Consider the following 16,133-nt stretch of genomic DNA (forward strand, 5'->3'; position numbering starts at 1 on the left):
CTTTTTGTTGTTCGATGATAGGATCGGCGTCGAAGCCGCGTAAGCCTATTTCTTCGCCCAGAGAACCTTGAAGCGTGCGTTACGGCAGGTTTCGCCGCTTTCCCTGAAATTCGCCGCCAGAACCGGCTCGTAGGGCAGGCCGCGATTGGCGACGAGCATCAGGCGGCCGCCGCCGCGAAGGGCGGATGCGGCGGTCTTGATCATCGCCTGGCCGAGCGCCGGCTCGGCTGCGTGGCCCTCATGGAAGGGCGGGTTCATGATGACGAGGTCGTATTTGTCCTTGACCGGCTCGCCCGCCAGATCGTGCCAGAAGAAGCGTGCAGGCGCGTTCGGGCAGTTCTTGGCCAGATTACCCTTGGCAGCCTCCAGAGCCGCGTGATCGGCCTCGTAGAGGTCGAGACGGGTCAGTCCACGCGACTTCTGCGCCATCTCGACGGAAAGATAGCCCCAGCCGGCGCCGAAATCCGCCACGTCGCCGGTGAAATCCTCAGGCAGGCGCGAGGCGAGCAGCTCCGATCCGGCATCGATGCGGTCATGCGAGAACATGCCGGCGGTTGCATTGAAGCGGCCGTCGACGCGTACCGGCGCCTTTGCCAGCTTGGAGATGATCTCGTCGGCATCCGCCGGCCGGCCGAACCAGAAGGCAACGCCGTGATATTTCGGCATATGGTCGACTGCGAGATTGAAACCTTCCATCCGCTTGCGCAACGGCTGGATGCCGTCTTCCTTGGCGCCGGCAACGACGATCAGGCCGCCGAGCCGCGTGCGGGCGATAGCGGCGGCGAGATTGGCCTCGTTCTCGCCCTTGTGCTTGGTGCAGAGCACGAGAGCCGCATCGTAGTCCTCGCCGTCGATCTCCGGCTTCGCTTCGATCCGCTGCGCCAGCAGCTGCCGGTAGAGCGGCCGGAAGCCCTGGACGGCGCTGAGCGAGGCGGCAAAGCCTTCCGGCAGCGCAAAGCCTGCCTCGGCGCCGAGGAAGAGCACGCGCTCGCCTTCGCCGGGCGCCGCGACTGTGCCGCTGGCAAAGGGATGGAACAGGGTCTTCAGCGTCTCGCTGCTCATGGTCTCGTCTCGTCTTAAAGCATGTCGCGCAAAAGTGTTCAGCGGTTTTGCGAGCACGACATGCGCAAAACCAAAGGCTTGAAGTGCGGCTAGAGCGCCACGCGTCTTTTCAGACGCGCTAAGGACGCTCTATCACTTTGAATCTGCGATCTGAAAGATCGCGCCGCGCTTTAGGATACAAAAAGGGCGCGGAAGCATTCCCGCGCCCGGTCTTGAATCTGGAAGGCGGCTTATTCGGCCGCTTCTTCCTTCTTCTTCTCGTTCGCAATTTCCTGGCCGGTGGCCTGGTCGACGACCTTCATCGACAGGCGAACCTTGCCGCGTTCGTCGAAGCCGAGCAGCTTGACCCAGACCTTGTCGCCTTCCTTGACGACGTCCTGGGTCTTGGCAACACGCTCGGAAGCGAGCTGCGAGATGTGGACAAGACCGTCGCGGGCGCCGAAGAAGTTGACGAAGGCGCCGAAGTCGGCGGTCTTGACGACCGTGCCTTCGTAGATCTGGCCGATCTCAGGTTCGGCGACGATCGAGTGGATCCACTTGCGGGCCGCTTCGATCTCTTTGCCGGAGGACGAGGCGATCTTGACGGTGCCGTCGTCTTCGATGTTGATCTTCGCGCCGGTCTTTTCGACGATTTCGCGAATGACCTTGCCGCCGGAGCCGATGACTTCACGGATCTTGTCGACCGGGATGTTCATGACTTCGATGCGCGGAGCGAATTCGCCGAGCTGGCCGCGGCTTTCGGTGATGGCCTTGGACATTTCACCGAGGATGTGGACGCGACCGCCCTGGGCCTGGCCAAGGGCGACCTTCATGATCTCTTCGGTGATACCGGTGATCTTGATGTCCATCTGCAGCGAGGTGATGCCGTCGGCGGTACCGGCGACCTTGAAGTCCATGTCGCCGAGGTGGTCTTCGTCACCGAGAATGTCGGAAAGGACAGCGAAGCGATCGCCTTCCAGGATCAGACCCATGGCGATACCGGCAACCGGCTTTGCCAGCGGAACGCCGGCGTCCATCAGAGCGAGTGAGGTACCGCAGACGGTCGCCATCGAGGACGAGCCATTCGACTCGGTGATCTCGGAGACGACGCGCAGCGTGTAGGGGAACTGCTCAACGGTCGGCAGCATCGGACGGATCGCGCGCCATGCGAGCTTGCCGTGGCCGATTTCGCGGCGACCCGGGGAGCCCATGCGGCCGGTTTCACCAACCGAGTAGGGAGGGAAGTTGTAATGGAGCAGGAAGCGCTCCTTGTACATGCCCGTCAGGCTGTCGACATACTGCTCGTCTTCGCCGGTGCCGAGGGTCGCAACGACGATCGCCTGGGTTTCGCCGCGGGTAAACAGCGCCGAACCGTGGGTGCGCGGCAGAAGACCGACTTCCGAAACGATCGGACGGACCGTTTCGAGGTTGCGGCCGTCGATACGGCTCTTGGTGTCGAGGATGTTCCAGCGGACGATCTTCGCCTGCAGATGCTTGAAGATCGCGCCGACTTCTTCGGCCGTGTACCGGGCTTCGCCTTCCTCGGGGAGGAAGTGTGCCTTCACCTTCGCCTTGACGGCGTCGACGGCGGCGTAGCGGTCGGCCTTCTGGGTGATCTTGTAGGCTTCGCGAAGTTCACCTTCGGCAAGGCCGAGCATCTCGGTTTCGAGAGCGGAGTAGTCTGCCGGCTGGAAGTCGCGCGGCTCCTTGGCGGCCACTTCGGCGAGCTTGATGATCGCGTCGAGAACCGGCTGGAAGCCCCTGTGGCCGAACATGACGGCGCCGAGCATGACGTCTTCGTTGAGTTCCTTGGCTTCGGATTCCACCATCAGCACGGCGTCGTAGGTGCCGGCGACGACGAGGTCGAGGCTCGATTCGTCCATCTCGTCGAGATGCGGGTTAAGAACATATTCGCCGTTGATGTAACCGACGCGCGCACCGCCGACCGGGCCCATGAAGGGAACGCCGGAGAGCGTCAGCGCAGCCGAGGTCGCGACCATCGACAAGATGTCCGGGTCGTTTTCGAGGTCATGCTGGATAACGGTAACGACGACCTGCGTGTCGTTCTTGTAGCCTTCCGGGAAGAGCGGGCGGATCGGGCGGTCGATCAGGCGGGAAACCAGGGTTTCCTTTTCGCTCGGACGGCCTTCGCGCTTGAAATAGCCGCCGGGAATCTTGCCGGCCGCATAGGTCTTTTCCTGGTAGTTGACGGTGAGCGGAAAGAAGTCCTGGCCGGCCTTCGGCGCCTTGGCCGAGACGACGGTGGCGAGGACGACGGTTTCGCCGTAGGTGGCGAGAACCGCGCCGTCGGCCTGACGGGCGATCTTGCCGGTTTCGAGCTTCAGCGGGCGGCCGGCCCACTCGATTTCGACTGTGTGTGTATCAAACATGTCTTGTCCTTCAATGCGGGAGCACGCGCCATCGCCGATATCAAGGCGCAGCGCACAGTCGACCGCAATCAATGTGACGTATCACGGGCAAGACAACGGGAGGCTTTTCATCCTCGGTTTCCTCAGGCATTCCTGAGAAACCGGGCCAAAGCTCGTTGACAAGCCTTGGCCGAAAGCATCCGGCAATCCTGCCCCATGACAGGTCAACGGTTGGTTTGGCAGATCCGGCCCATCCGGGTCTGCCGGTCTTTCCACCGCTTAGAAGATAGGGCGCGGCTGGAACATTTCATCGGGAACGTCGTCCCGAAACACATCCGGCGGGCGCTTGGAAAGCGCCCGCCGGACAATCTTAGCGGCGGATACCCAGGCTGGTGATCAGCTTGGAATAGCGGCCTTCATCCTTCTTCTTGAGATAATCAAGAAGCGAGCGGCGGCTCGAAACCATCGTCAGCAGGCCACGGCGGGAATGGTTATCCTTCTTGTGGTCCTTGAAGTGTTCGGTCAGGTTGTTGATGCGTTCGGTCAGGATCGCGACCTGGACTTCCGGAGAACCGGTATCGCCTTCAACGGTCGCATATTCCTTGATCAGCGCAGACTTGCGCTCAGCAGTGATCGACATCGGGTGATCCTTTCTAAGAGGAGGAGATAAAGTCGCCAAAAGCCGGGATGTCGTCCAGCTTTGGCCGTGAATGCGAGCAGGCAAACCTGACGCTGGCGCTGCCTATAAACCAAATAAGCCGCGATGGAAAGAGGGGAGCTCCTGCAGCGGTTTTCAGCGGCCCGCCATGGCGTCCCGGATCATCGCATCGTAACCCATGGGATCCTGCAGCATGGCGAAATGGCTGGCGTCTTTCAGGATCACCAGCTTGGCGCCCGGAATGACTTTCGCCATCATCTCCGTATGGTCGAGCTTTACGGCCTCATCATGGTCGCCGATGGCAAGCGTGACCGGCACCGAGATCTTTCCAAGATCCGCTGCCGTCCAGGCCGGCTGCGTCGCCCACATCTCGGAGATCTGGGTGACGAAGGCGTCGTATTCGTTCGGCGTCGGCGACAGCTTCCTGTAATATTCGCCAGCGATGTTGATGTAGTCGTTGAAGGTCTTGTTGTTCAAGACGTCAGCCTTGACGCCGTCGGTCGTGACGTTGGCCGCCTGGGCAATGACGCGCGTCAGCTTCTCCGGATGTTTCATCGCCATGTCGATGCCGATGATGCCGCCGTCCGACCATCCCACAAGCGTCACCTTGTCGATCTTCAGATAATCGAGAAGCGCGACGTAGTCAGACGTCATCAGGTCGTAACCGAAGGGCTGCTGGCTGCGCGTCGAGCGCCCATGTCCGCGGCTGTCGGCAACGATGACCCGATGATCCCTCGCAAAATCGGCGACCTGGTGACCCCAGACGTCGGCATTTCCAAGGCCGCCATGGATGAAGAGAATCGGCTCGCCTTCGCCATATTCGGCGTAATACATTTTAATGTCGTTCACATCGGCCATGCCGCTCGTCTTTGCCACCGGCATCGAAGGAAAGGCCGGAAGCTCGGCCCAGCGCTCGGCGGATTGAGCGCCGGCGGCGGCAAGCAACATCGAAAAGAACGTCAGGATTGCGATAACATTTCCGCGCATAGTCTTCCCCCTGTCGGGCCGCCATGGCCCGACAGGGAAAATATCTCATTGCTGGCGGCTGGCAATCTCTGTCGTTGTCACAAACCCAAACAGGTTCAGGCGAAAACCCGCTTTGGGCGAAACTCGCCCTGGCCGATCTCGCCGATCGCGATCAGCCTGCCGCGGGCCGTCGCATAGGCTTCGCTTTCGGCAATCGGCGCATCGCGGCCACGCACCAGGATCGGGTTGCCCATCTTCAGCCGGTGCGCCTGGTCGTCGTTGATGACGAGATGGGGCAGGGACGATAGCGCCTCGCAGGTGTCGATCAGCAGCGCGTCGAGGGCCGCCAGCCGCTCGTCCATGTCCTCGATCGCCTCCAGTGCCAGGAGATCTGCGAGCGGCACCATGGCCTCTTCCGCGAAGGGCGCGACGAAGGTGCGCCGCAGCCCGGACACGTGGCCGTAGCAGCCGAGCTCGCGGCCGAAATCGCGCGCCAGCGCCCTGACATAGGTGCCCTTGCCGCATTCCACTTCGAAATGCGCGGTATTGGCGTCCGGGCAGCCAATCAAGGTCAGCCGGAAGATATCGACCTCACGCGAGGGGATTTCGACGGTCTCGCCTTCGCGCGCCAGATCATAGGCACGTTCGCCCGCTATCTTGATCGCGGAAAACTGCGGCGGCACCTGGCTGATGGTGCCGATATATCCAGGCAGGATATCGCGGATCTGCTGTTCGCTCGGGCGCTTGTCCGAGCTCTCAGTCACTTCGCCCTCGAGATCGTCGGTCGCCCGCTGCTCGCCCCAGCTCACCGTGAACTCATAGATCTTGCGGCCGTCCATCACGTAGGGAACGGTCTTCGTCGCGTCGCCGAGCGCGATCGGCAGCATGCCGGAGGCGAGCGGATCGAGCGTGCCGGCATGACCGACCTTCTCAGCCTTATAGAGCCACTTGATCTTGGAAACGGCTTCCGTCGAGCCGAAATCCACCGGCTTGTCGAGGATCAGCCAGCCGGAAATCGGCCGGCCCTTGGGTTTGCGTGGTTTGGACATGCGTCTCTTCTGTTTATTGTTCGTCATTGTCGCCGTCGAGGTCGCGGCTCACCTCGGGCGAACGCAGCAGCTCGTCGATCTTCTTGTAGTTGTCGAAGCTCGTATCGTCGCGGAAGCGCACCTCCGGCATGTATTTCATCTGCCGAAGCTGCTGCCCGAGCCGGCCGCGGATAAACCTTGCATTGCGGTTCAATGCTTCGATGACGATGCTGTGATCTGAAACGCCGAGCGGCGTCACATAGGCGGTGGCGATCTTGAGGTCCGGCGACATGCGCACTTCCGAGATCGAGATCACGGTCGCCTCGATGACGTCGTCGCGCACCTCGCCGCGCTGCAGCACCTGGGTGATAGCGGCGCGAACCTGTTCGCCAACGCGCAGCATGCGCTGCGAAGGCGCGGAAGAAGTTGCTCTGGTCATTGTTATCTCTATTTGCCGATGCGGCTGGGAATCGAACCCGTCAAAGAAGAGCGTCCATGACTCTTTTGGTCGAAAAGGTCAAGTCGCCAGATGCTCGAACGCCATCCGCCGGCTGGCGGATGGCGTTCGAAAAAGTTCAGGCGCAGCAGTTTAGAGCGTGCGCGTGATATGCTCGACGCGGAAGCACTCGATGACGTCGCCGGCGCGCATGTCTTCGTAGTTTTCGAAGGCCATGCCGCATTCCTGACCCATCGGCACTTCGGACACTTCGTCCTTGAAGCGCTTGAGGGTCTTGAGCTTGCCTTCGTGAACGACAACGTCGTTGCGGATGAGGCGGACGCCTGCACCACGTTCGACCTTGCCTTCGACGACACGGCAGCCTGCGACCTTGCCGACCTTGGTGATGTTGAACACCTCGAGGATCTCGGCGTTGCCGATGAAGGTTTCGCGCCGTTCCGGAGACAAGAGACCCGACATCGCTGCTTTCACGTCATCCACGAGGTCGTAGATGATGTTGTAGTAGCGGATTTCGATGCCTTCGCGCTCGGCGAACTGGCGTGCCTGCGTATTCGCACGAACGTTGAAGCCGATGATGGCCGCGTTCGAGGCTTCGGCGAGCGAGATATCCGACTCGGTGATGCCGCGGCACCCCGAATGGACGATGCGGGCGCGGACTTCGTCGGTGCCGAGCTTCTCCAGGGCGCCGGCAATCGCTTCGATCGAGCCCTGCACGTCACCCTTGATGACCAGCGGGAACTCCTTGATGCCGACGCTCTGGCGCTGCATCATCATCTGTTCCAGCGAACCGCGCTGTCCCGACTGGCGGGCAGCCGCCTTGTCGCGGGCCAGACGCTGACGATATTCCGAGATTTCGCGGGCACGGCTTTCGCTTTCGACGACGGCGAACTTGTCGCCGGCCTGCGGCGTGCCGGACAGACCGAGAACCTCGACCGGTGTTGCCGGACCAGCTTCCTTCACATGGTCGCCCTTGTCGGTAACGAGAGCGCGCACGCGGCCCCAGACGTCGCCGGCGACGATGATCTGGCCCGGACGCAGTGTGCCCTTCTGGACGAGCACGGTCGCGACCGAACCACGGCCACGATCGAGCTGGGCTTCGATGACAGTGCCTTCCGCGGTCCGGTTCGCATTGGCCTTGAGATCGAGAATTTCCGCCTGCAGCAGGATCGCCTCGAGCAGCTTGTCGAGGTTCTTGCCGGTCTTGGCCGAAACCTCGACGTCAAGCACTTCGCCGCCCATGGATTCCACGAAGACTTCGTGCTGCAGCAACTGGTTGCGGACCTTCTGCGGATCGGCCTCGTGCTTGTCGACCTTGTTGATCGCCACGATGATCGGAACACCGGCCGCCTTGGCGTGGTTGATCGATTCGATCGTCTGCGGCATCACGCTGTCGTCGGCTGCGACGACCAGGATCGCGATGTCGGTCGCCTGCGCACCGCGGGCACGCATTGCCGTGAAGGCGGCGTGGCCGGGCGTATCGATGAAGGTGATCTTCTGGCCGTTCTGCTCCACCTGGTAGGCACCGATATGCTGGGTGATGCCGCCGGCTTCGCCGGAGACCACGTTGGCATGGCGGATGGCGTCGAGCAGCGAGGTCTTGCCGTGGTCGACATGGCCCATGATGGTGACGACGGGCGGGCGCGAAACCAGTTCGCCATCGTCGTCTGACACGTTGAAGATGCCGAGTTCGACGTCGGATTCCGACACGCGCCTGACCGTATGGCCGAATTCGCCGGCGATGAGTTCGGCAAGGTCGGCGTCGATGACGTCGCCCGGCTTCATCATTTGGCCTTCCTTCATCAGGTACTTGATGACGTCGACGGCGCGTTCGGACATGCGCTGCGACAGTTCCTGAATGGTGATGGTCTCGGGCAGAACCACTTCGCGGGAGATCTTCTCGCGGGTTTCCTGCATCTGACCGCGGCGGAACTTCTCCTGCCGGCGACGCATCGCCGAGAGCGAACGACCGCGGGCATTGTCCTCGCCGTCGACGTTGGCGGTGGTGATCGTCAACTTGCCGCGACGGCGCTCTTCATCCGTCTTCGGACGAGTCGTGACCGGCTTTGCCGGTTCCGGGCGCACGACGCGGCCACGGACCGGGCCGCTGCGCGCTGCGCCACGATCGTCTTCTTCCTTTTCGTCGCGACGGCCGCGAACGGCGCCGGGGACGGCAGCGCCCGGTGCCGGACGGGCAACAGGTGCTCCAGCCGCATCGGGCCGGCGTGCGGCCGGTGCCGACGATGCGGGCTGCTGCGGCCGTGGCGCGTCGGAGCGTGCTTCGGCCGGAGCCGGTTCTGCGGCTGCCGGTTCGGCAACAGTGGGTGCTTCAGCCTGCCGGATAGCCTCTTCAGCAGCCCGGCGGGCAGCTTCCTCCGCTTCGGCTGCCTTGCGGACAACCTCTTCGGCGGCACGGCGCTTTTCTTCCTCGGCGCGGCGGATCGCATCCTGGGCGTCACGCGCCTGGGAGTCGGCAAGCGCGCGGCGGCGGGCGTCCATCTCTTCCGGCGACAGATGGTTCAGCACCACCGGGCGCGGACGATCGTTCTGGCGCGGCGGCTGCGGACGCTGGTTCGTCTGGTTGTTGTTGCCCTGCTGAACCCGCGGAGCCGGCTGCTGCGGACGTGCCTGCACGGGTGCGGGCGCCGGTTCGGCTGCGCGGACGGGGGCCGCCGGAGCGACGGGTGTGATCGGCTTTTCATCTTCCGGGCGCATCGGGCGCCGCTTACGGGTCTCGACGACGACCGCCTTGGTGCGGCCTCGACCCATATCCTGGCGAACGGTACCCTGGCTCATCCCCGATGGTTTCAGGGTGAGTGTCTTTTTGCCCGCTACGCTGATTGTCTTGTCGTCGTTACTATCGGTCATTCGTTCCCGTTCCTTCGGACAGGGAGCGATGACTAGATCAGACCCTGTCGTTCAATACTGTCGATCAATGAGAATGGGACCGGCCGATGCCGGTGACCGTCTCATTGTTTTTGCCGGCCAGCGCCGCCCGCTGCCCGGGACTGACCGCCATTACGGTACTGTTCGAGCATCTTTGCGCGCTTCACTACACCTTCACCCGCCTGCCCTGCAAGCACTGCGGCATGGATAAAAGCATTCTGGCCCATCAGGCCTTCCATTTCGCTCTCCGAGAAGAGACGGAAGGAAGGTATCTCCTCCTCGGTCTCCATTCCGAGGTGCCAGGCCTTGCGGGCCTGGTCGATTTTCCGGACGCCGTCGTCCGCTGCACCAGTCGCGTGGAACACCGCAAGCGCTGCTCCGCTTCTGACCGCGGCATCCACTTTCGAGGACCCGCTGACGAACTGGCCGGCTTTCCGCGCCATGTTCATCATCTGCATCAATTGCGCCGCCAGCAGCCGGTCGACATTCGCGCCGAGATCGTCCGCCGCCTTTACATCCGTCTTCAGCGCGCGGGCAAAGAGCTTCTTTGCCACCGCCCTGTCGACCAGCGACCGGTCGATCTTCACCCAGCATCCGCGTCCCGGAAGCTCGCGCTTCAGATCGGCGACAACTGTTCCATCGGGAGCGGCGACGAAGCGGATCAGCTCTTCCGGCGATCCGCTTTCGCGCGTCACGATGCACATGCGTCCGTTCACGTCATAACCTGCAAGATCGTCGTCCCCGAGAGGAGCGTCCGGTTCATGCGCGGTCATCATGCTTCTTGTTCGGCTTCGGTGACCTCTTCTTCGGTCCCCTTCGCCAGGTCCTCTTGCGTGATCCAGCCAGCCGAAAGGCGGGCCTGGACGATCATCTGTTCTGCTTCGACGCGCGAGACGTCGAACTTCGAGAACAGCCCTTCGAACTTCTTCGTTTCACCGTTCTTGCGTTCCGACCAGCCGACGAGATCGTCGGCAGCGCAGCCGGCAAAGTCTTCGATCGTCTTGATGCCATCTTCGCCGAGCGCCACCATCATCTGGGCGGTCATGCCGTTAATTTCACGCAGTTCGTCCTGGACACCGAGCGCCTTGCGCTTCTCGTCCATCTCGGCTTCGAGACGCTCGAGGAATTCGCGGGCACGCTGCTGGATTTCCTGCGCCGTCTCCTCGTCGAAACCGTCGATCGAAGAGATTTCATCGAGATCGACATAAGCCAGCTCTTCAACCGCGGCAAAACCTTCCGAAGCCAAAACCTGGCCGACCATCTCGTCGACATCGAGCGAATCCATGAACAGGTTGGTGCGCTCGTTGAATTCCTTCTGGCGGCGCTCCGATTCCTCGGCCTCCGTCATGATGTCGATATCCCAGCCGGTCAGCTGCGAGGCGAGGCGGACGTTCTGGCCGCGGCGGCCGATCGCAAGCGACAGCTGCTCGTCGGGAACGACGACTTCGATACGCTCGGCATCCTCGTCGAGAACGACCTTGGCGACTTCGGCCGGCTGGAGCGCGTTGACGACGAAGGTCGCCGGGTCCTGGCTCCACGGGATGATGTCGATCTTCTCGCCCTGGAGCTCGCCGACCACGGCCTGGACGCGCGAGCCGCGCATCCCGACGCAGGCTCCGACCGGATCGATCGAGCTGTCGTTCGAGATCACCGCGATCTTGGCGCGCGAACCCGGATCACGGGCGACCGACTTCACCTGGATGATGCCGTCGTAAATCTCCGGCACTTCCATGGTGAAGAGTTTCACCATGAACTGCGGATGCGTGCGCGACAGGAAGATCTGCGGGCCGCGCTGCTCGCGACGGACGTCATAGACGTATGCACGGACGCGATCGCCATAGCGGACGTTTTCGCGCGGGATCATTTCGTCGCGGCGGATGATGCCTTCGCCACGGCCGAGATCGACGATGACGTTGCCGTATTCGACGCGCTTGACGGTACCGTTGACGATTTCGCCGACGCGATCCTTGAATTCGTCGAACTGGCGGTCACGCTCGGCTTCGCGGACCTTCTGGACGATCACCTGCTTGGCCGACTGTGCGGCGATGCGGCCGAAATCCATCGGCGGCAGCGGGTCGGCGATGAAATCGCCGAGTGCGGCGTCCGGGTTGCGGTCGCGGGCCAGCTCCAGCGGGATCTGCGTCGAATAATCCTCGGCCTTGTCGACGACTTCGAGCAGGCGCTGCAGGCGGATTTCGCCGGTCTTCGGGTTGATGTCGGCCCGGATGTTCGACTCGGTGCCGTAACGGGAGCGTGCCGCCTTCTGGATGGCATCGGCCATTGCGGCCAGCACGATCTCGCGGTCGATGACTTTTTCGCGCGCCACTGCATCTGCGATCTGCAGAAGTTCGAGCCGGTTCGCACTGACTGCCATTGTCTTGTTTCTCCGTCTTTACTCCAGGGTTCCCGTCCCTGGAGCGGTCTGTTGATCGGTTATTCTTCGTCCGCTTCGTTCTGGTTGGCGGCCTGGGCTTTCGCCAGCTTGTCGGCCCGCAACGCATCGCGGATCAGGTCGTCGGTCAGAATGAGCTTCGCATCGCTAAGCGCCGTGAAGGGAATGGTGACCTTCTGCTCTTCCCCATAGGCAACCTGGTCACGCTCGAGCGTGAAACCATCTGCGCCTGCTTCGACGATCTTGCCGCGGAAGCGCTTGCGATTGTCGATCAAGATCGACGTCTCGCATTTCACAAGGTGGCCCTGCCAGCGGACGAAATCGGATTTCCGCACCATCGGACGGTCGATGCCGGGCGAAGACACCTCCAGATGATACTCTTTATCGATCGGATCTTCCACATCGAGGACGGGAGAAATCGCCATCGAGACTTCTTCGCAATCCTGAACCGACATCGTGCCGTCGTTGCGTTCGGCCATAACCTGCATCGTCGCGCCGTTCTGGTTCAGCATCCGGACGCGGATAAGCCTAAAGCCAATGCCGACGAGAACGGGTTCGATGATATCGGCAAGACGCTGGTCGAGCCCGGTTTCAGTAATCAGCCGCGGCTCAAGTTCGTTGTCTGCGTTTGTCATGTCCGACAAGCGGTGCGCTCCTCGCAATTTCATGCTGTTTAAGCGATCGCGGTAATAAAAAAGAGCGGGTCCTTGCGGCCCACTCTTCATCAAGCGATCAAGAATTTGAGAGGCATATAGTCGGGTTTTTCCGAAATTGCAAGGTCTGCGACAGATTCGGCCGATTCGCTCCGGTGACGTGATCAGGCCTATGGCCAGCGCCGGTCTTGCGCATATATTGCCGTTGGCGCGCAATAACAAAAGCGGAGAAATCGTGGCCTACACTTCGTCGACATTGGCGCCTTTGCGGCACGATACCTACCGCACCATCTGGTTCGCGAGCCTTTCTTCGAATTTCGGCGGCCTGATCCAGGCGGTGGGCGCCGCCTGGATGATGACGACGATCACCGCGTCGGAGGACATGGTTGCGCTGGTACAGACCTCGACGGCGCTGCCGATCATGTTGTTTTCGCTGATATCGGGTGCGCTGGCCGACAATTATGACCGCCGCCGGGTCATGCTGACGGCGCAGTGCATGATGCTCACCGTCTCGGCGCTGCTGACGGCCTCGGCCCTGCTCGGCTGGATCACGCCCTGGCTGCTGCTCTTCTTCACCTTCCTGATCGGCTGCGGCACCGCGCTCAACAATCCCTCCTGGCAGGCCTCGGTCGGCGACATGGTGCCGCGTGCCGACCTGCCGGGTGCGGTCACGTTGAACAGCATGGGTTTCAACATCACCCGCAGCGTCGGCCCGGCAATCGGCGGCGTCATCGTCGCCGCTGCCGGCGCGGCCGCGGCTTTCGCGGTTAACACGCTGAGTTACCTCGCCTTGATCTATGCCCTGTTGCGCTGGCGGCCAGCCGCGCCCGTCTCGACCCTGCCGCGGGAGGCGCTCGGCAGCGCCATCTTCGCCGGCCTGCGTTACGTCTCGATGTCGCCCAATCTCGAAAAGGTCCTCGTCAGAGGGCTGCTCTTCGGCATCGGCGCCAGCTCGATCCTGGCGCTGCTGCCGGTCGTCGCCCTCGATCTCGTTGCCGGCGGGCCGCTGACCTATGGTTTCATGCTCGGCGCCTTCGGTATCGGCGCAATCGGCGGTGCCGTGCTGAATGCCAGGCTTCGCCAAGTGCTTTCCAGCGAGATGATCGTCCGCCTGTCCTTTGCCGGCTTCGCATTGAGCGCAGTCATCGCAGCCGTGAGCCCAAGTGCCGTCCTGACCTCCGCCGGGCTGCTCGTTTCCGGCGCCTGCTGGGTCTCTGCACTTTCGCTGTTCAATACCATCGTCCAGCTTTCGACGCCGCGCTGGGTGGTCGGCCGGGCGCTGTCGCTCTACCAGACCGTCACCTTCGGCGGCATCGCCGGCGGCAGCTGGCTGTGGGGCGTTGCTGCGGATCGCTACGGCGTCGCCGATGCGCTGCTGATGTCATCCGTCGTCATGCTGCTCGGCATCGCCATCGGCCTGCGCTTTTCCATGCCGGCCTTCGCCTCGCTCAACCTCGACCCGCTGAACCGCTTCACCGAACCGGCCCTCAGTCTCGACATCACGCCGCGCAGCGGCCCGATCGTCATCCAGGTCGATTACGAGATCGGAGATGACGACCTGGCCGAGTTCATGGAATTGATGGGCGAACGCCGCCGTATCCGCATCCGCGACGGCGCTCGCAACTGGGCGCTGATGCGTGATCTCGAAAATCCCAGCCTTTGGACGGAAACCTACCACACGCCGACCTGGGTCGAATACATAAGACACAACCAGCGGCGCACGCAGGCCGATGCCGAAAACACCGACAGGCTTCGTGCGCTTCACCGCGGCGAAGGTCCGCTGCATGTCCACCGCATGATCGAACGCCAGGCCATTCCGCCGGGCGACGACGTCTTCCACAAGGCGCCGATCGATCTGCATCATTGAGACCAGCTATGCAGAGATCAAGCATGTGTAGATTCAGGCTCGCCCGCCAATCCGATCTTGCCGCCATCGTCCGGCTTCTGGCCGATGACGATCTCGGCGGCAGCAGGGAGATCGTTTCGGATACTGTCGACGCGCGTTATCTCTCGGCCTTTGCCGCGATCGAGGCTGATGCCAATCAGCTTCTGGCCGTCGCAACCGACGCGGCCGATCGGGTCGTCGGCTGTTTGCAGCTGAGCTTTGTTCCCGGCCTTTCGAGGACGGGCATGTGGCGCGGCCAGATCGAAAGCGTGCGTGTCGCAAGCGATCTTCGCGGCTCTGGCCTCGGCGCGCAATTCATCGAATGGGCGATCGCCCAATGCGCCGAGCGCGGCTGCGGCCTCGTGCAGCTGACATCGGACAAGACGCGAGGGGATGCGATCCGCTTTTACGAGAGGCTCGGTTTCGTCGCCAGCCATGAAGGCTTGAAACGCACTCTGTGAAGCTGGTTACTTCAGCTTGCCCTTCATCGCAGCCTCGGGAAAACATGTCGGTTTCATGCCGTTCTTTGCCTGCCACTGGCCGATCGAGCGCCGCGTCTTGTAGCCCGGCAGACCGTCGGAGCCGCCGACATCATAGCCCTGCCGTTCCAGCGCCTTCTGCATGGCGGCGACGTCCGAGCGCAGCATCTTGCCGACATCGCCCCATCTGCCCTGGAAGGCGCCGCCATTATAGGCGATCCGGTCGGCGAGATTGCCGATATAGAGCGCGTAGAGATCGGAATTATTGTATTCCTTGATGATGTAGAAATTCGGCGTGACGATGAATTCCGGCCCGTCGCGGCCGGCGGGCACCAGCATCATGCCCTCAGCCTTCATCTCGCCTGAGGGAAAGCCTTTGCCGGAGCTGCGGTCGATGCCGAGCGAGGCCCAGTGCGACAGCGGCTTTGCCAGATCGGGTCCCTCCTGCGCGCAGGAAACCGCCTCCGGTATCGACACCTCGAAGCCCCAGTCGCGGTCGCGCTGCCAGCCTTTCTTGACCAGAAAATTGGCGATCGAGGCGAGCGTATCGGGCACCGACGTCCAGATATTGCGGTGGCCGTCGCCGTCGAAATCGACGGCATATTTCAGATAACTCGTCGGCATGAACTGCGGTTGGCCGAGCGCGCCGGCCCATGACCCCTTGAAATCGGCAGGTGTGACGTCGCCGACGTCGAGAATATGGAGTGCGGCCACCAGCTCGGTGCGGAACATCTCCTTGCGCGTCGACATGAAGGCCTTGGTCGCCAGCACCTCGATCGCCGAATTCGGGATCTTCGCCGCACCGAAGCCGGTCTCCCGGCCCCAGATGGCCAGCACGATCGAGCCCGGCACGCCATAGGTCTTCTCGATCCGTTTCAGCGTCGAGCCGTATTGGGCGGCAAAGCCGCGCCCGGTTGCGGCAAGTCGCTTCAGATGGTCCTCGTTGAAATAGGGAGCGGGCGAGGAAAATTCGGCCTGCGTCTGCTTCTGCTCCTTTGGCGGCGGGAAACCCGGCGGAGCGAGATCGGGCAGGTTCCAGTTCAGCGTGATGCCGGAGAAAGCGGCTTGAAAGACCTTCTCCGAAATGCCGTTCGCCTTCGCCTCCGGCCAGAGGTCGCTCTGCACCCATTTCTCGAACTGCGCCTCGACATCGGTTTTGGAGGCGGCGAGGGCGGGCAGAGGCATCAGAGCGGTTACGAGTATAAAGATAGACGAGATGACCTGCCGCGGCCCACCCCCCTCTGCCCTGCCGGGCATCTCCCCCACAGGGGGGGAGATCGGAAACAGGCGATGCTTTGCCCTTAGCAACCGTCGCACGTACT

At 62.3% G+C, this 16,133-nt stretch carries 13 protein-coding genes; 2 read left to right on the plus strand and 11 right to left on the minus strand.

Annotated elements, in window-relative coordinates; genetic code table 11:
- Window positions 1–45 precede the first annotated feature (45 nt).
- From N1937_RS22590 to rimP, 10 genes are all read right to left on the minus strand, one after another.
- Entirely contained in the window at window positions 46–1,062 is a 1,017-nt protein-coding gene (locus N1937_RS22590) for a class I SAM-dependent methyltransferase (protein ID WP_017966453.1), read from the minus strand.
- 230 nt (window positions 1,063–1,292) lie between these two features.
- Window positions 1,293–3,431, minus strand: a complete 2,139-nt coding sequence (pnp, locus tag N1937_RS22595; RefSeq protein ID WP_026154380.1) for a polyribonucleotide nucleotidyltransferase — start codon at window positions 3,429–3,431, stop codon at window positions 1,293–1,295.
- Window positions 3,432–3,780: 349 nt separating this feature from the next.
- Complete coding sequence (gene rpsO / locus N1937_RS22600; protein WP_003544317.1) at window positions 3,781–4,050, minus strand: 30S ribosomal protein S15; 270 nt, start codon at window positions 4,048–4,050, stop codon at window positions 3,781–3,783.
- A 153-nt stretch (window positions 4,051–4,203) separates the two neighbouring features.
- A complete protein-coding gene (locus tag N1937_RS22605; protein WP_260057024.1) occupies window positions 4,204–5,055 on the minus strand; it encodes an alpha/beta fold hydrolase in 852 nt (283 codons plus the stop codon).
- A gap of 95 nt (window positions 5,056–5,150) precedes the next feature.
- Window positions 5,151–6,083: a tRNA pseudouridine(55) synthase TruB gene (truB, locus tag N1937_RS22610; RefSeq protein WP_260057025.1), complete on the minus strand. Its 933-nt coding sequence runs from the start codon at window positions 6,081–6,083 to the stop codon at window positions 5,151–5,153.
- Window positions 6,084–6,096: 13 nt separating this feature from the next.
- Entirely contained in the window at window positions 6,097–6,501 is a 405-nt protein-coding gene (gene rbfA / locus N1937_RS22615; protein WP_017966457.1) for a 30S ribosome-binding factor RbfA, read from the minus strand.
- 150 nt (window positions 6,502–6,651) lie between these two features.
- Window positions 6,652–9,384, minus strand: a complete 2,733-nt coding sequence (gene infB / locus N1937_RS22620) for a translation initiation factor IF-2 (protein WP_260057026.1) — start codon at window positions 9,382–9,384, stop codon at window positions 6,652–6,654.
- Window positions 9,385–9,485: 101 nt separating this feature from the next.
- Entirely contained in the window at window positions 9,486–10,178 is a 693-nt protein-coding gene (locus N1937_RS22625; RefSeq protein ID WP_170262727.1) for an RNA-binding protein, read from the minus strand.
- The gene (nusA, locus tag N1937_RS22630; protein WP_170262728.1) at window positions 10,175–11,776 is read right to left on the minus strand and encodes a transcription termination factor NusA; all 1,602 of its coding nucleotides are present in this window, start codon (window positions 11,774–11,776) and stop codon (window positions 10,175–10,177) included. Before nusA ends, N1937_RS22625 begins: the two co-directional genes overlap by 4 nt.
- 59 nt (window positions 11,777–11,835) lie before the next feature.
- Window positions 11,836–12,438 (minus strand): ribosome maturation factor RimP, encoded by a 603-nt coding sequence (gene rimP, locus N1937_RS22635; RefSeq protein WP_170277193.1) that lies wholly within the window; start codon window positions 12,436–12,438, stop codon window positions 11,836–11,838.
- A gap of 244 nt (window positions 12,439–12,682) precedes the next feature.
- On the opposite strand from rimP, the gene N1937_RS22640 reads away from it, so the two are divergent.
- Both N1937_RS22640 and N1937_RS22645 read left to right on the plus strand, forming a co-directional pair.
- Window positions 12,683–14,314 carry an MFS transporter gene (locus tag N1937_RS22640; protein ID WP_260057027.1) on the plus strand — a complete coding sequence of 544 codons (1,632 nt, stop codon included), beginning with the start codon at window positions 12,683–12,685 and terminating at the stop codon, window positions 14,312–14,314.
- Between the two features lie 23 nt (window positions 14,315–14,337).
- Window positions 14,338–14,793, plus strand: coding sequence for a GNAT family N-acetyltransferase (locus N1937_RS22645; protein WP_260057028.1), 456 nt, complete (start codon window positions 14,338–14,340; stop codon window positions 14,791–14,793).
- A 6-nt stretch (window positions 14,794–14,799) separates the two neighbouring features.
- Here the strand turns inward: N1937_RS22645 and N1937_RS22650 are convergent, their stop codons facing one another.
- Window positions 14,800–16,068, minus strand: coding sequence for a lytic murein transglycosylase (locus N1937_RS22650; RefSeq protein WP_260057029.1), 1,269 nt, complete (start codon window positions 16,066–16,068; stop codon window positions 14,800–14,802).
- Between the last annotated feature and the right edge of the window lie 65 nt (window positions 16,069–16,133).

This window comes from Rhizobium sp. WSM4643, assembly GCF_025152745.1.
In the GTDB taxonomy this organism is placed as follows: Bacteria; Pseudomonadota; Alphaproteobacteria; order Rhizobiales; family Rhizobiaceae; genus Rhizobium; species Rhizobium leguminosarum_I.

Excerpts from the sequence above, each read along its gene's own strand:
- N1937_RS22625 (WP_170262727.1), bottom strand. The coding sequence starts at position 10,178 with ATGATGACCGCGCATGAACCGGACGCTCCTCTCGGGGACGACGATCTT.
- N1937_RS22650 (WP_260057029.1), bottom strand. The coding sequence starts at position 16,068 with ATGCCCGGCAGGGCAGAGGGGGGTGGGCCGCGGCAGGTCATCTCGTCT.
- pnp (WP_026154380.1), bottom strand. The coding sequence starts at position 3,431 with ATGTTTGATACACACACAGTCGAAATCGAGTGGGCCGGCCGCCCGCTG.
- N1937_RS22645 (WP_260057028.1), top strand. The coding sequence starts at position 14,338 with ATGTGTAGATTCAGGCTCGCCCGCCAATCCGATCTTGCCGCCATCGTC.
- N1937_RS22590 (WP_017966453.1), bottom strand. The coding sequence starts at position 1,062 with ATGAGCAGCGAGACGCTGAAGACCCTGTTCCATCCCTTTGCCAGCGGC.
- infB (WP_260057026.1), bottom strand. The coding sequence starts at position 9,384 with ATGACCGATAGTAACGACGACAAGACAATCAGCGTAGCGGGCAAAAAG.
- nusA (WP_170262728.1), bottom strand. The coding sequence starts at position 11,776 with ATGGCAGTCAGTGCGAACCGGCTCGAACTTCTGCAGATCGCAGATGCA.
- truB (WP_260057025.1), bottom strand. The coding sequence starts at position 6,083 with ATGTCCAAACCACGCAAACCCAAGGGCCGGCCGATTTCCGGCTGGCTG.
- N1937_RS22605 (WP_260057024.1), bottom strand. The coding sequence starts at position 5,055 with ATGCGCGGAAATGTTATCGCAATCCTGACGTTCTTTTCGATGTTGCTT.
- rpsO (WP_003544317.1), bottom strand. The coding sequence starts at position 4,050 with ATGTCGATCACTGCTGAGCGCAAGTCTGCGCTGATCAAGGAATATGCG.
- rbfA (WP_017966457.1), bottom strand. The coding sequence starts at position 6,501 with ATGACCAGAGCAACTTCTTCCGCGCCTTCGCAGCGCATGCTGCGCGTT.